This window comes from Paenibacillus sp. FSL P4-0127, from assembly GCF_038007325.1.
GTDB lineage: Bacteria > Bacillota > Bacilli > Paenibacillales > Paenibacillaceae > Fontibacillus > Fontibacillus macerans.
Map to the genome: position 1 here is coordinate 4,433,136 of NZ_JBBOWY010000001.1, position 14,578 is coordinate 4,447,713.

The window sequence follows — 14,578 nt, forward strand, 5'->3', positions numbered from 1 at the left end:
GCAGCCTCCTTTTCTCCATGTATAACCACATTTTAAAGGATTCCGCGGATTTCGTCCAAATTTCGGATGCCTTCCGAGCGCATAAACTCGGTCAGCCCGGCAACCAGTTGCTCGCCCGCGCACGGCTGCACGAAATTGTAGGTCCCCACCTGCACAACGGCCGCTCCCGCCATAATAAACTCGATGATATCCCCGGCGCTGCCGATACCGCCCATGCCCATCACCGGAATCGTAACGGCCCGGCACACCTGGTGGACCATCCTTAATGCGATCGGCTTGATCGCCGGCCCCGACAATCCGGCGTACAGGTTGTCGAAGACGCTGCGCCGCCGGTAAATGTCGATTTTCATTGCCGAAAACGTATTGACCAGCGAAACCCCGTCGGCGCCCTCCTCCTGGCACATTACGGCCATCCCGGCAATGTCTTCGGCGTTCGGCGACAGCTTGACGATCAGCGGCAGCTTCGTGGCCGCGCGCACCTCGCGGACGACGCCGCGGGCGATCTCCGTTTTGATCCCGTAGGCCATCCCGCCCTCCTTGACGTTGGGGCACGAGATGTTTAATTCGATCATGTCGACCGCCTGACGTCCCTCCCGCTTGCGCCAGGCGGCGTCCTCATCGATCAAGCGCGCGCCCTCCGCGTATTCCTCGAGCGTGTTCCCGCCCAAATTTACGATACGCGCCAAATCGAGCGTTTCCCAATACGGACATTCATCGCGGAGAAAAGCAGCGACGCCGGGATTTTCCAAGCCTACGCTGTTGAGCATTCCGGAAGGCGTTTCGGCCGCGCGCAGGCCGTCGTTTCCCGCCTTTGGACGGAGGGTCAAGCCTTTGCCGCTGATCCCTCCAAGCTTGTTGATATCGTACAGCGCACCGTACTCCCGCCCGAAACCAAACGTACCGGAGGCCATAACGACCGGATTCTTAAAGGAAACCCCGGCGATGGCACAGGACAAATCGATCCCGCTCATGCAAAAACCACCTCCTCCACCGGAAAAATGGGGCCGTCCGTACACGCCTTTTTCCGGCCGTCCCGGCATTTCACGCTGCACACCAAGCAAGCGCCGATGCCGCAGGCCATCCGGTTTTCCAAAGACACGTACACTTTGGCCCGGCTTCCCGCGCTTGCCTGCTTTTGCTGCACGGCTTGCAGCATCGAATGCGGCCCGCAGGCGATGATTGTGTCATAAGCGTCAAAATCGGCGCGGTCGAGTATCGAACCGCCCACATCAACGATAGTCCGGCCCGCGGATGCCTGGCGAAACTCTTCGACCATGTACGCTTCCCGGCTGAAGCCGAGATATACGTCAGCCTGTGGCGCCGTTTTGAGGGCAAAATAAAACGGGGCGATACCGATGCCGCCGCCGATGAATGCCGTTTTTCCCGTTAGCGAGGGAAAGCCGTTGCCGAAAGGCCCTTCCATCCGGAGCGGATCGCCAGGCTTCAGCTGAGAGATCAGGCTGGTTCCTTCCCCGGCAATCCGGTACAAAAATCCGATCCGGTCCTCCGTCAAATCGAAAATGCTGATCGGCCGCGACAGCAATGGATACCGTTCGCCGGCGCGGAGCATATAAAACTGGCCCATTTTCCCGGCAAAGCTGCCTTCCGCCGTCAATAAAAACACGTCATCGGCAACCCGCCTGTTGCTTACCACGATAGCCATCAAATCCACCTCTTCCTTACGTCTGCTTCATCAAAGGATGCAATTTTTCGGGAAGAACGTCTGTGATGTTTTTCATAATTGTGTCTTTATAAATCCCGTTAAAGATGGGCATACCAAATCATAACAGTACCCGGACGAAGGAGGAAAAATGTTGACTACCCTGTTCAGAAACTTCCTGATTTCCGTTTTCATTCTCGCAGTAATCGGGGGCAGCATGCCCGTCGTATCGGTTTCTTCCGAAACGTCCCGCGTTGCGGCTGCTGCGCTGCAGCCCGGCGACAAGGAAGCAAAAGCTCAAGCCGCCCGGGCGGACGCCAAACCGAAGCCGGCCGATTTAAGCGAGCTTCGGCGCAAATATTCCGAAACGTTCAAATTTCGCGGACCTGAGGTCAAGCAAGTGGCGCTGACGTTTGACGACGGGCCGGATCCGAGATTTACACCGCAAATTTTAAACATTTTACAGAAGGAAGGTGTGAAGGCGACCTTTTTTATTGTCGGCAACCGGGCCAAAAAATTCCCTGCCCTGGTAAAACGGATACGCCGGGAAGGCCACCTGATCGGCAATCACTCCTTTGGCCACCCGAATTTCGGAAAACGGTCGCTCAAGCAATTTCAAACGGAAATTTTGCGTACGGAAAAAATCATTCAGCAAACCGCCGGGTACCGGCCCAAGCTGATCCGTCCTCCTTACGGCGAAATCCGGGAGCCGCAAATTAAATGGGCAAAGCAAAACGGCTACACCATCGTCAACTGGAACGTGGATTCGCTGGATTGGAAAGGGCTGAACAAATCCAAGGTCGAAAACAACGTGCTCGGCGCCATAGAGCCCGGTTCGATCGTTCTTTTTCATGCCGGCGGCGGAGTAGGATCCAATTTAAACGGTACGATCCAAGCTTTGCCGGACATTATCCAAACGCTGCGGGACAAAGGTTACCAGTTTGTCGATTTGGCCGAATTGCTAAATACGGCGAAGTATAGATAAAAAAGAAAAGCGCGAGCATCAGACCCAATGGTCTAGCGCTCGCACTTTCTTTACTGGATCTACATATAAGCAAACGAATTTACTTCAACACGTACAGGGTGACATCCTGAAACCCGAACGATTCGACGGATTTGACGCTGCCGGGAATGAAGATGTCGATGCGGTTGCCTTTGATCGCGCCCCCCTGATCGCTGGCCGTGGCCACAAACGCCTGCTTCGGCAAGCCATCATGATTATATCCGGTGACCAGTACCTTCGTTCCCATCGGAATCACGTCCGGGTCGACGGCGATCGTGCCCAGCTTTAACGGGTTTCCGAAATAATCGACCGCGCCCCATTTTCCGTTTTCGTCGGCGGCCGCCGAGTATGCCGATGCTTTCACCTGAATCGTATGGGAATAATTAAACGTTTTGCCCCAGGCTTCGACGACTTTGTCCGACGGCAATACGGTCGGCCCCGACACCGCGTCGGCTTTCATCGTCTTTGCCGCGGGAGCCTGGTTCGATTCCGGCGCCGCTGCTTTCGCTTCGGGAGCCTCCATTTCCGGAATCATCAACTTCAGCCCCTCGTATATATTGCCGGGATCAATCCCCTGATTGGCGTTCATCAATTGCTCCAAGCCGACTCCGTACTTTTTGGCCAACAGATAGAAGGTATCTCCTTCTTCCGTCGTATGTACCGCATCCGCGTGCACAGGTACCGTCTGTAAAACCGCCGCCAAACTTGCGGCTACCAACGTTGTTTTTGCAATCTTCGAGAATAAGAGATTTTTCATGCTGTTCTTCCTCCTTTTATACGCCTGCGGAGTTAGTTGTCGGATTCGGGAAAAAGGATTATCCCCGGCGCCCAATGCGAGCGCTTCACCCCAAGAAAACCGGTCACGTTTCGTTTAACGTTCCGTTATTCGCTGAATCATCCCCCGCACCTGCCGAGGCAGGTTTTGGCTATCTGAATATATCACAATTTTGTAACCAATTGGACAGGAAATAGTATCCAAAACGCGCAAACCCGCATTCTGCCGCTATTATTTATTTATGGAATCATGTAAAAAAAGTAACAACTCATCATGTTGTAACGTACAAACAAGCTTCTAGCCAATCTTGAGGAAAGGGAAGGCCGGTGGGGTGGTCGGCAGATTAACATCCGCTGTCCGGACGGCTTTGCACGATTATCCCGTTTGATCAGGAAGCAGAGAAGAAGATGTGTTGTTCGGGAGAAGCAGATATGCTTGGGAAAAGCAGATATGTTCGAGATCAATAAATCTGTTCATAGATCATTAGCCAGGTTCGGGAAAAGAAGGTTTAGGAGAAGTGAAGTGAAGCAGACCTGACGGGAGAATGGGGCAAGACAACGGAAAAAAAGAAAAAACCGTGATCTTGCTGCAGTCTGAATCCGTTTGTGCAATGTCCGTAGCGTTCAATCATTTCTATCAGGCTGCAGCCGCAAGGGACTGATTCGGTTGGCGTGCGATCAGCCGGCGGTAAGGAATCGCCGGAATTGCCACACACATGCGCAGCAACTTCTGCCGCAGCGTTTCTTCCGCTCCGGGCAGTCCTCCGGACAGGCGCAGCCGGCGGCGTATGGTGTATTCGTTCAGGTACGCCTGCAGATGCTTCAGTCCCAAGGCTCCATACGTACCCTTCAGCGATTCCCACGCCTCTCTCACCACTCTCCGCAAGGGCGCATATAGCCGAAAGGCCTGAGAGAACAACTGCACCGCCGATGTACGGACATCCACATGCCCGCCAATAAACACGGTTAGATCGCGACGGTTTGCCCTCTTTTCGCCTCCCCGCTTATGCGGCACCAGGCGGATTTTGACCTGCTCCGGCTCGCCCGACTCCGTGACCGTGCATCCCGCTACGACCGCCGAGGCGTACGGATGCGAAAGCTGACACCGGGACGGATTACGCCCATACTGATCGCTGTTCACCTTCACGTCTCCGGAGAGCAGCTCCCGGGCATCGAACTCCCCCACGGCATGACGTATTTTGTGCAGCATCGACCAGGCGGTTTTGTAGGTGACCCGGATCACCTTGCTCAGCCGCAGCGCCGAGATGCCGCCCGGGAGCAGGAATAAATCCAGGGCCTCGAACCACTTGAGCAAGGGCAGATGCGTTCCTTCAAAAATCGTGCCGACCAAAGGAGATGTTTGATGCTTGCACTTTCCGCACTCGAACAAAGGGATATGCCGGGAAGACAGACGGCTGCACCGGGTGTAAGCGCAGCGCGGGCAGACGAAGCCGCTTGGCCACTTCATCGCGATCAGCGCCTCCATGCAGTCCTGCTCGCTGTTAAAACGGCTGCTGAATGGTTGAAGTTCCGTTTCCGTATTGACTTCCATATTCGCTCGCCCCCGAATCAAGAATACACGAACATAAATTCCATTTATTTCATTATACCAAACACGCGTTCTCTTATCAAGCCAAAAATCTCACCTGAACCGCCTCATTTTTTCCCCCTTTTTTTGTTTTTTTGTTCTCTCTTTTTTGGAACCCTTGCTCTAACCCCCACCCCCTGCTCCCTGCTCCTGAAAGAAGGGGATAATCGTGCAAAGGCAGGCAGCAGGCAGGAACACCAAGGCAGGAACACCAAGACACAAACGCTATAGACAGCCACCTCAGTCCGTCATCCTGGAATCAATAGAGCCAAAGTCATCATTTATTTCTTCAAGCACCGATCTCGATTTTTGAGCTAAAAAACTTCTGAAGTGGCCTTCAGCATTGATCTTTCGACTGGTCTTGAGCTGAGGTAACAGCATTTCATATATAGACGCCTTGAATAGAGAAAACGAGGTCGAGTTTACGAATTAAAAGTGAACTCCTCGAAAGCAGGATTCTGCTAAATTAAGAGGAGTTCACTTGATATCAGAAGAAAAAATATGGTGAAGTGAAATAAAAACATATGAGGATACTAGCTTAAAGGCACTACAGCACTTTGCTTAAAAAATCCTTCGTGCGCTGGTGCTGCGGCGCGCCAAACACCTGCTGCGGCGTCCCCTGCTCGAGAATCACGCCCTGATCCATGAACAGGATGCGGTCGCCGACCTCGCGGGCAAAGCCCATTTCATGGGTGACGATGACCATCGTCATCCCCCGTTCCGCCAGGCTCTTCATCACGTCCAGCACCTCGCCGACCATTTCCGGGTCAAGCGCCGAAGTAGGCTCGTCAAACAGCATGACGTGCGGCTCCATCGCCAGCGCGCGGGCGATCGCGATCCGCTGCTTCTGTCCGCCGGATAGTTGGGCAGGATACGCGTTCCGCTTATCCTCCAGTCCGACCGTCCGCAGCAGTTCAACGGCGATCTTCTCCGCTGAGCTTTTCTCCATTTTTTTCACGCGAACCGGAGCCAACGTAATGTTGTCGATCACCGTTTTGTGCGGGAACAGGTTGAAATGTTGAAACACCATGCCCATTTTCTCCCGGGTTTTGTTGATGTTGTGGCCCTTCCCGGTAATCGATTCGCCTTCAAACCGGATTTCGCCTTCCGTCGGAACCTCGAGCAGGTTCAGACAGCGCAGAAACGTACTTTTCCCCGAGCCGCTGGGGCCGATGACGACGACGACTTCGCCTTTGGAAATCTCCAGGTCGATCCCCTTCAAAATGTGCAATTGGCCGAATTTTTTATGCAAACCTTTAACGGTGATCACTGGTCTTCAACTTCCTTTCGAACACGCCCAAAATACGGGACAGCGTAAATGTCAAAATAAAGTACATGATCGCGATGATCAGGTACGGCGTCATGCCGTCGTACGTAATGGTCACGACCGATTGCGCCTGGAAAATCAGCTCGGCCGTCCCGATGATCGATACAATGGACGATTCTTTGATGATCGTGATGAATTCGTTGCCGATCGCGGGAAGCACCGATTTGATCGCTTGGGGGATGATGATATGCCGCATCGCCATTCCCTTGGTCATCCCAAGCGATCGTGCGGCCTCCCCTTGCCCGCGGTCCACGCCTTGGATGCCGGCGCGGAATATTTCCGCCAAATAAGCCGAACTGTTGATCGACAGTGTAATCGCCCCGGACTGGATCGGCGAAAAGTTGATGTCGAACATAAACGCAAACCCATAGTGAATGATCAGCAGCTGCACCATCATCGGCGTGCCGCGCAAGAATTCCACCCAGGCATGGCCGAGAAAACGCACGATCCCCCAAGGAGACATGCGCAAGAGTGCGATGATCAGCCCCAGGAAAAAGCCGCAGACCACGCTGATCGCCGCCAGCAGCAGCGTATACTGCACACCGGCGAGAAAATAACTTCGGTATTCCATAAACATCGAAATCAAATTCATAAAGCCTTCATTCCTCCTCGTTTACCTCAAACCCTTACGCAAAAAAACAGAAAATAGCGAAATGGGCTTCGCTATTTTCTGCAGGTTGCAATCCGCCATTATTTCTCAGCCAGTTCACTCGCTTCGGTGACGAACTTATCGATGCTGCCGTCGGCAATCAAGCGGTCCAGCGTGGAATTCACCTGATCCAACAGCTCCTTGTTGCCTTTCTTCACGCCGATCACGTAACCTTCGTCTTCGTTTTCCGGTGTAGCGTCGGTAATGACAATCCCTTTGACGTTCTTGACGAACGATTTCGCTACAGGGCCTTCCAGTATCGCCGCATCGACGCGGTTGGTATTAAGCTGCATGACGATATCGCTGATTTTGGCCAGCGAAGTCAGTTTGGCGTTCGGAATTTTCTTAGCCATTTCTTCCTGGATAGAACCCTGCTGCACGCCGATCTTAGCGCCCTCCAGCGATTCCATGGTGGCGAATTTGTCTTTATCCGCCTCGCGGGTGACTACCGCCTGTTCGGCTTTATAGTAAATTTTCGACATATCGATTTGCTTAGCGCGCTCCGGCGTCGGACTTAAACCCGAGATAACCAAATCTACCCGGCCGCTCGCCAGCTCGTTAAGCAGGGAGTCGAACTTCAAATCCTTAATCTCCAGCTTCGCGCCCATGTCTTTGGCGATTTCTTTGGCGATCTCGACATCGAAGCCGACGATTTCATCCTCGCCCTGCTCGTTTTTAATATGGAACTCGTACGGCGGGAAATCCGCGCTCATGCCAATCGTTAATGTTTTGTCCGTTTCGTTCGTGTCGGGTTCGGCCGCTTGTGCACCGTTTTGCGTCGTTTGACCGGCCTTGTTGCCGGCCTGACCCGCGCCGTTATTTTTTTCCTGTCCGCAGGCCGCCAACACGAAAGTCAGCATCAAGACAGCTGTTAGTAATATGCCCCATTTTTTCATTCGTCTCTCTCCTGTCCTTTTCTTCACAAATTAATAACGTGATCATTACTGGGCTAATTATAAATCAGTTTGTATATATATGCAAAGGATTTTCGTGCCATTCATCAGATTTTCACACATATCCGGCCTCCGCTCTGCCAGCGCCCCTCCAATTATAATACTTTGGTCAATTATCACCGCTTTACTCTCGGCCATTTATGGTACGGTACATATTGAACCATGGTTTGATAAACAATCCCCCATTGCTCTTCATTGAGCGTACCGACAGGTTTTTCATTTTCGATGTTCAGCTTTCTCCGCAATAGCTTCATTTGCGGCGGTGTGAAAATTCCGCGAAAAGCAAACTCAATCGGGGATTCCGGTTGCTTGAGCGCATATTCGGCAAGCCCGAGAAAAACGCTGTAGCCTTTTTGCGGTAATACAGGTGCCCGTTTTCGAGTGATCATTACCATGGCCGAGTCCACACTTGGCGGCGGAGAGAAATCATCTCTCGATATTGCTTTGACAAAACGAATATCAAACCACATTTTCCAAACTAGAACATAAGAATTTTTCATGAATTTTGCGGTGAAGCGCCTGGCCGCTCCCTTTTCCATGATGATGATGCCCCTTTGCAAACCGCTTGCAGGATTGTTCAGCAGCAGCTTCATAATGGGCGTTGTGATCGAATACGGAATATTGGAGACAACAATAAACTTTTCTTTTGGCAAACGGATTTTCATAATATCTTGATGAATCACGATGGTATTGGGCTGATTTGCCGTTTTCTCCTTGAGGATCTCGACAAATCGGGCATCATATTCTACCGCCAATACCTTTTTGGCTTGTTGATTCAGCACCGTCGTCAAAGCGCCCTTTCCGGCTCCCAGCTCTAAAACCGTGTCTTCACCTCCGACCTTTGCCCGATCCACAATTTCATAAAGCAACTTTTTATTGTGCATTAAATGCTGTCCGGAAAAATTGGGAGGCTCCCCGCGGCTTAGCTTTCTTCCACTGTACTTATGCTTTCTTTTGGTCATATGATCTCCACCTTTCGCAATAAAAAAATCACAGGCAATCCGCCTGTGATCAGAGTAAAGGGAAGAAGACCCATCCTAATTCGAATTAGAGGGTTAGCTGAAGAAAGCTGTCGCCAAATAAAAATAAAAAAGAAAGGCAAAGTGAGCTGCCTTTCTGCATAATTACATATTTCTATGCGCAAATGAGGATTATTAAAAAAGGACAGACTTATCCCGTTTACTCCGTATACACAAACGGAGCCTTTGAACGTATTAAATTAACGGTTCAAAGTTGGGAAACGAAGTCTTATCGATTGTGTCACTTTTTAATAATCCTCCTTAAAGTTTTTAAAATTACAATGCAGATTATATAAGGCCATTAAATAAAAGTCAAGTATACCGGCCCTTCTCGACCGGCTAACCTGTCACCCCCGGTTCATGCTCCGCGGAAAGTTTGGGAATAATGGGACCATGAAACCAATACTCGATGAGAAAAAGGAGGCGTCGCCCCGTGCTGCTTGAAGCGCTTTATCATGTCCCCCGGGACAAGTGGGCCTACGCCTACGACCCGGCAACGATTCATCTTCGCATCCGCACGAAACGGGATGATGTGGAGCGGGTTTTCGCCCTGACGGGCGACAAATACGACTGGAAAGGCACCTATCAGGAGCTGGCGATGGAAAAAGCGGCGCATGACCGGATGTTCGACTATTGGGAGGTGTCGGTCCGGCCAAGATTCAAGCGACTGTCGTACGCCTTTAAACTGGTAGCCGGAGCCGAAACGGTATACATGCAGGATTCGGGGATTCAAACGGAGGAGCCGACCCCTCCCGGCGAGTTGTTCGAATTCCCGTATATCCACGAGATCGAGGTGTTTAAAGTCCCGGAATGGGCCAAACAGGCGGTCTTTTATCAAATTATGCCGGAGCGGTTCGCCAACGGGGATCCGTCCAACGATCCGAAACCCGTTGAGGCCTGGGGCGGAAAGCCGACCCGGGAAAATTACTTCGGCGGCGATCTGCAGGGCGTCCTTGACCATCTCGACGATCTGGTCGACCTCGGCATCACGGCTATCTATTTCACGCCTCTGTTTGCCGCGCCCTCCAATCACAAATACGATACGATGGATTACAAAAAGGTCGACCCGCACTTCGGCGACAATGCGCTGCTGAAAAAGGTCGTCGAATGCTGCCACGAACGGGGCATCCGCGTCGTGCTTGACGCCGTGTTCAACCATTGCGGCGAGCAGTTTCCGCCGTTTCAGGACGTGCTGAAGAACGGGGCCGCTTCTCCATACGCCGACTGGTTCCATGTCAACCAGTTCCCGGCCCGCGTGGAAAACGGATTTCCTACGTACGATACGTTCGGTTTTTTTCCGAAAATGCCTAAATTCAACACCGCCAACCCCCGGCTGAAGGAATATTTGCTTGGCGTCGCCGAGTACTGGATCAAAGAGATCAAACTGGACGGCTGGCGGCTTGATGTGGCCAACGAAATCGACCATCATTTTTGGCGCGAATTCCGCCAGGTCGTCAAAAAGGCCAACCCGGACGCCTACCTGATCGGCGAGGTTTGGAGCGATTCGCTCAATTGGCTGCTTGGGGATCAATTCGATTCGGTCATGAATTATCCGTTTGCCGACAAGGTGCTGGAATTTTTTAACGGCGGGATGGACGGCTGCGCGTTTTCCGATGAAATGGGTGCCCTGATTATGCGTTATCCCCAGCAAACGAACGAAGTCGTGTTCAACATGCTGTGCAGCCACGACACCCCCCGCCTGCTGACCCGGGTCGGCGGCGACAAGCGCAAACTGAAGCTTTGCGTCGTGTTTTTGTTTACGTACATCGGGACGCCGTGCGTGTTTTACGGCGATGAGATCGGCCTGACCGGCGAGGGGGACCCGGATTGCCGCAAATGCATGGAATGGGACCGCAGCAAGCAGGACCGGGAGCTGTACGACTTCTACAAATTGATGATCGCGCTCCGCAAAAAACATATCGCGCTGCGGCAGGGACGTTTCCGTTTTCTTCATGCCGAACACGGGGATCCGTGCATCATTTATGAACGCATGGACGAGCTCATGCATTTTACGGTCTGGATGAACAATACGCCCGAACCGCGAACTTTAACCCATCCGATGCAGACAAGCGATTGGCGCGACGGCCTTACCGAAGAGCCGGTCGCGCCCGCGGGCGGGGTCATGAACGTATCGCTCGACCCCTACGGCTTCCGCATTTTGTACCGGCGTTTAAAATGAACCGGAAGAAGCAAACTCAATCATTCGCCTTTATCGTCCGGTAAATATCGGCATACCGGGCGGCCGAAGCGCTCCAGCTGTAATCCCCGGCGAACGCGTTCGCCGCGATTTGGCTCCAGCGCTTAGGATCGCGGTAAAAGCCGGCCGCTCTGCGCAGCGTGTACAGCATATCGTGCGCGTTGTAATTGCGGAACGTAAACCCGTTCCCTTCGCCGGTAAATTCGTTATAGGCCCGCACCGTATCGTTTAACCCGCCCGTTTCCCGCACGACGGGCACAGCCCCGTACCTAAGCGCGAGGAGCTGGCTGATGCCGCAGGGCTCGAACCGCGAAGGCATGAGAAACAGATCGCTGCCGGCGTACATGCGGCGCGCCAGCGCGTCGTTGAATTTGATCTGGGCGGACATTTTACCGGGATGTCTGTGAGCGGCTTCCCGGAACCAATCCTCATATCCATGATCGCCTGTGCCCAGAAGGGCGAATTGAACCTCGTCCCCTTCCAGCCATTCGTCCAAAACCCGGATGACGAGATCGAGTCCCTTCGGCTCCACAAGCCGGGTGATCATCGAAACCAGCGGGATATGCGGCGCTACATTCAGCCCGAGCTCCTGTTGAAGCACGGGCTTGTTGGCCTGCTTTTGCGAGAGGTTGTTGCGGTAGCGGGCAAACAGCTCAAGATCGGTTTCGGGATTGTAGACGCTCGTGTCAATCCCGTTCACGATGCCGGTGAGCCGGCTTCCCAGCGACCGCAGCAGACCGTCCATGCCGTAGCCGTAATGCTCCGTTTTAATCTCCTCCGCATAGGTCGGGCTGACCGTCGTCACATGATCGGCGAACACGAGCCCGGCCTTCATAAAGCTGACATTGCCGTAATATTCCACGGCGTCCGCATGCAGGTAAGACTTCGGCAGTCCAAGTAAATCGCCAAGCACTTCGGGCGGAAATATCCCCTGGTACAGCAAATTGTGAACGGTGTAAACGGTCCGGATGCCTTGATGGAACGGGCTGTCTTGATAATGCTCCCTAAGCAGCAGCGGCACCATCGCCGTGTGCCAGTCATGGCAGTGAATGACGTCGGGGACGAATCCGATCAGCGGCAAAATTTCCAGCACCGCCCGGTTCAAAAAGGCGAAGCGCTCGCCGTCGTCCCAATGGCCATAAACGCCTTCCCGGCCAAAGTAATATTCGTTGTCGATAAAATAGACCGGCACGCCTTCCCAATTCAGGGCTTCCACGCCCCCGTACTGGCGGCGCCAGCCTACGGGGACGGTTACCGCTCCGAGATGCTTCATGCGCTCCGTATACTCCCCGGGGATTTCCCGGTATTTCGGAAGCACGATCCGCACATCATGCCCGGCGGCGGTCAAAGCTTTCGGCAGCGCTCCAATGACGTCGGCCAGACCTCCCGTTTTTATAAATGGGGCCGCTTCCGCGGCGGCAAAGCAGATGTTCAACGTCTTCCCCTCCTTTTCGGTTTGGGCGAAACTTTACGCTTCCACACCGTCATGCTCAGCGGGGGAAGCGAAAGAACCAGGCTATAAGGCTGTTCATGCCAAGACAATCGTTCGCCGGCCGCCACCGGCTTAAGCGGATAACCGGAACCGCCGAAACCGGCGTCATCGCTGTTGAACACGAGCTCGTACCGCCCCGGCAGCGGAACGCCGACGCGGTACACGGGCCGCTCCGCCGGCTGAAAATTGAACAGCACAAGCAGCTGATCCTCTTTGCGTTTGCCTTTGCGCATATAACCTATGACGCTTTGCCCGGCATCATGCGGGTTAATCCATTGATACCCGTCCGGTTCGTGATCGAGCTGCCACAACGCCGGCTCCCGCAAATAAAAGCGGTTAAGGGCGGCGCTGTACCCGCGCATCAGACGGTGGGCTTCGTAATCGAGCAGAAACCAGTCGAGCTCGGCCTGATCCCGCCATTCGATGAATTGGCCGAATTCGCCGCCCATAAATATCAGTTTTTTCCCTGGAAAAGTGAACTGATACCCAAGCAGCAGGCGAAGTCCGGCAAACTTTTGTTCATATTCGCCTGGCATTTTGTCCAGCAGCGATTTTTTCCCATGCACAACCTCGTCATGCGACAAAGGCAGCGCGTAATTTTCGGAATAGGCGTACCACACCGGGAACGTCAGCAGATGATGGCGCCCGGGGCGGTCCGCAAACGGCGTCTCTATGTAATCCAGCGTATCGTTCATCCAGCCCATATTCCATTTATAGTTGAAGCCAAGCCCCCCGTCATGGGCAGGAGCCGTAACCATCGGCCAGGCGCTGGACTCTTCGGCCATCATCAGCGCGTGCGGGAAATAACGGAATACGATCGTATTCAACTGCCGCAAAAATTTGATCGCTTCCAAATTTTCCACGCCCCCGTATTCGTTTCGCGGGGCATCGCTTTTTTCGAAATCGAGCCGCAGCATGCTGGTCACCGCGTCCACCCGCAGCCCGTCGAAATGGTACATCTCCAGCCAATACAAAGCGTTCGAAATTAAAAACGACCGCACCTCCGGCTTGCCGAAATCGAAGCTGAGCGTCCCCCATCCCGTTTTTTCGGCTTTGGCGGGGTCGCCGTATTCAAACAGGGGCGTTCCGTCGAACCGCCGCAGGCCATGCGCGTCCTTGGCAAAATGCCCCGGCACCCAGTCGAGCAAAACGCCGATGCCCGCCTGGTGGCAGCGATCCACAAAATACATCAAGTCCTGCGGTTTCCCGTAACGGCTGGTCGGGGCAAAATAACCGGTCGCCTGATACCCCCAAGATAGATCGTATGGATGCTCGGCGAGCGGCATAATCTCTAAATGGGTGTATCCCATTTCCTTGACGTACGGAATCAGGAGGTCCGCCATCTCACGGTAGGTGTAAAACCGGCCCGCTTCCGCCTGCCGCCATGTTCCGAAATGGATCTCGTAAATGCTGATCGGCTTTTGGTACGGGGGCTTCCTGCTTTCCGTCCATGCTGCGTCCCCCCAGTCATATCCGTCCAGACGGGCGACGACCGAAGCGGTTTGAGGCCGGACTTCCGCGTGAAACGCGTAGGGGTCCGCCTTTAGAAACGTTGTGCCGTCCGCTGCCGCAATCGCCAATTTGTAAAATGTTCCATCATCGATTCCCGGAAAAAAACGAGTCCAAATTCCCGAATCGGGTATCTTATATAGTACATCGCGGCCTCCTCTCCATCCGTTCCAATCCGAAACGATGGAGACTTGGCATGCATTGGGAGCCCATACGGTAAAACGAACGCCGGGCCGTCCGTTCTCTTCGGTGAGGTGCGCGCCAAACGTACGGTAGCTTTGGTACAAGGTGCCCTCATGAAACAGATAAACATCGGTTTTCGAAACGGCCTGAGCCCAGGACGGTTCGGACATATCATCACCACCATTCAGCATTTTGCGGACGAAACTCAAGCAAACTCCCGATAA

13 protein-coding genes and 1 riboswitch are annotated in these 14,578 nt (G+C 53.5%); of the genes, 2 read left to right on the forward strand and 11 right to left on the reverse strand.

Going from position 1 to position 14,578, the window contains the following annotated elements; translation table 11 throughout:
* Window positions 1–32: 32 nt before the first annotated feature.
* Entirely contained in the window at window positions 33–971 is a 939-nt protein-coding gene (locus NYE74_RS20055) for a dihydroorotate dehydrogenase (protein ID WP_036623048.1), read from the reverse strand.
* Window positions 968–1,663 carry a dihydroorotate dehydrogenase electron transfer subunit gene (locus NYE74_RS20060; RefSeq protein ID WP_036623050.1) on the reverse strand — a complete coding sequence of 232 codons (696 nt, stop codon included), beginning with the start codon at window positions 1,661–1,663 and terminating at the stop codon, window positions 968–970. Before NYE74_RS20060 ends, NYE74_RS20055 begins: the two co-directional genes overlap by 4 nt.
* A 151-nt stretch (window positions 1,664–1,814) precedes the next feature.
* Between NYE74_RS20060 and NYE74_RS20065 the strand changes: the two genes are divergently transcribed.
* Window positions 1,815–2,645, forward strand: a complete 831-nt coding sequence (locus NYE74_RS20065) for a polysaccharide deacetylase family protein (RefSeq protein WP_227872758.1) — start codon at window positions 1,815–1,817, stop codon at window positions 2,643–2,645.
* Window positions 2,646–2,724: 79 nt separating this feature from the next.
* Here NYE74_RS20065 and NYE74_RS20070 read toward each other — a convergent pair whose 3' ends face one another.
* From NYE74_RS20070 to NYE74_RS33355, 7 genes are all read right to left on the reverse strand, one after another.
* The gene (locus NYE74_RS20070; protein ID WP_036623051.1) at window positions 2,725–3,420 is read right to left on the reverse strand and encodes a 3D domain-containing protein; all 696 of its coding nucleotides are present in this window, start codon (window positions 3,418–3,420) and stop codon (window positions 2,725–2,727) included.
* Window positions 3,421–3,425: 5 nt separating this feature from the next.
* A riboswitch (cyclic di-AMP (ydaO/yuaA leader) is annotated at window positions 3,426–3,601 on the reverse strand.
* A gap of 473 nt (window positions 3,602–4,074) precedes the next feature.
* On the reverse strand, window positions 4,075–4,989 hold the full coding sequence (locus NYE74_RS20075) for a transposase (RefSeq protein WP_051985447.1): 915 nt from the start codon (window positions 4,987–4,989) through the stop codon (window positions 4,075–4,077).
* Window positions 4,990–5,572: 583 nt separating this feature from the next.
* The gene (locus tag NYE74_RS20080; RefSeq protein ID WP_036623053.1) at window positions 5,573–6,295 is read right to left on the reverse strand and encodes an amino acid ABC transporter ATP-binding protein; all 723 of its coding nucleotides are present in this window, start codon (window positions 6,293–6,295) and stop codon (window positions 5,573–5,575) included.
* Window positions 6,282–6,944, reverse strand: coding sequence for an amino acid ABC transporter permease (locus NYE74_RS20085; RefSeq protein ID WP_036623054.1), 663 nt, complete (start codon window positions 6,942–6,944; stop codon window positions 6,282–6,284). Before NYE74_RS20085 ends, NYE74_RS20080 begins: the two co-directional genes overlap by 14 nt.
* Before the next feature lie 98 nt (window positions 6,945–7,042).
* On the reverse strand, window positions 7,043–7,897 hold the full coding sequence (locus NYE74_RS20090) for a transporter substrate-binding domain-containing protein (protein WP_036623055.1): 855 nt from the start codon (window positions 7,895–7,897) through the stop codon (window positions 7,043–7,045).
* A gap of 173 nt (window positions 7,898–8,070) precedes the next feature.
* Entirely contained in the window at window positions 8,071–8,916 is an 846-nt protein-coding gene (gene erm / locus NYE74_RS20095; RefSeq protein ID WP_036623056.1) for a 23S ribosomal RNA methyltransferase Erm, read from the reverse strand.
* Between the two features lie 257 nt (window positions 8,917–9,173).
* Window positions 9,174–9,218 carry an erythromycin resistance leader peptide gene (locus NYE74_RS33355; protein WP_115311283.1) on the reverse strand — a complete coding sequence of 15 codons (45 nt, stop codon included), beginning with the start codon at window positions 9,216–9,218 and terminating at the stop codon, window positions 9,174–9,176.
* Window positions 9,219–9,406: 188 nt separating this feature from the next.
* On the opposite strand from NYE74_RS33355, the gene NYE74_RS20100 reads away from it, so the two are divergent.
* Window positions 9,407–11,152 (forward strand): alpha-glycosidase, encoded by a 1,746-nt coding sequence (locus tag NYE74_RS20100; protein WP_115311187.1) that lies wholly within the window; start codon window positions 9,407–9,409, stop codon window positions 11,150–11,152.
* Window positions 11,153–11,168: 16 nt separating this feature from the next.
* Here NYE74_RS20100 and glgA read toward each other — a convergent pair whose 3' ends face one another.
* Window positions 11,169–12,605, reverse strand: a complete 1,437-nt coding sequence (glgA, locus tag NYE74_RS20105; RefSeq protein ID WP_213510367.1) for a glycogen synthase GlgA — start codon at window positions 12,603–12,605, stop codon at window positions 11,169–11,171.
* On the reverse strand, window positions 12,602–14,524 hold the full coding sequence (gene glgB / locus NYE74_RS20110) for a 1,4-alpha-glucan branching protein GlgB (protein WP_341005141.1): 1,923 nt from the start codon (window positions 14,522–14,524) through the stop codon (window positions 12,602–12,604). Before glgB ends, glgA begins: the two co-directional genes overlap by 4 nt.
* Window positions 14,525–14,578: the final 54 nt, after the last annotated feature.

Coding starts and splice junctions, on each gene's coding strand:
- NYE74_RS20075 (WP_051985447.1), bottom strand. CDS start 4,989: ATGGAAGTCAATACGGAAACGGAACTTCAACCATTCAGCAGCCGTTTT.
- glgB (WP_341005141.1), bottom strand. CDS start 14,524: ATGTCCGAACCGTCCTGGGCTCAGGCCGTTTCGAAAACCGATGTTTAT.
- NYE74_RS20090 (WP_036623055.1), bottom strand. CDS start 7,897: ATGAAAAAATGGGGCATATTACTAACAGCTGTCTTGATGCTGACTTTC.
- NYE74_RS20070 (WP_036623051.1), bottom strand. CDS start 3,420: ATGAAAAATCTCTTATTCTCGAAGATTGCAAAAACAACGTTGGTAGCC.
- erm (WP_036623056.1), bottom strand. CDS start 8,916: ATGACCAAAAGAAAGCATAAGTACAGTGGAAGAAAGCTAAGCCGCGGG.
- NYE74_RS20055 (WP_036623048.1), bottom strand. CDS start 971: ATGAGCGGGATCGATTTGTCCTGTGCCATCGCCGGGGTTTCCTTTAAG.
- NYE74_RS20060 (WP_036623050.1), bottom strand. CDS start 1,663: ATGGCTATCGTGGTAAGCAACAGGCGGGTTGCCGATGACGTGTTTTTA.
- NYE74_RS20085 (WP_036623054.1), bottom strand. CDS start 6,944: ATGAATTTGATTTCGATGTTTATGGAATACCGAAGTTATTTTCTCGCC.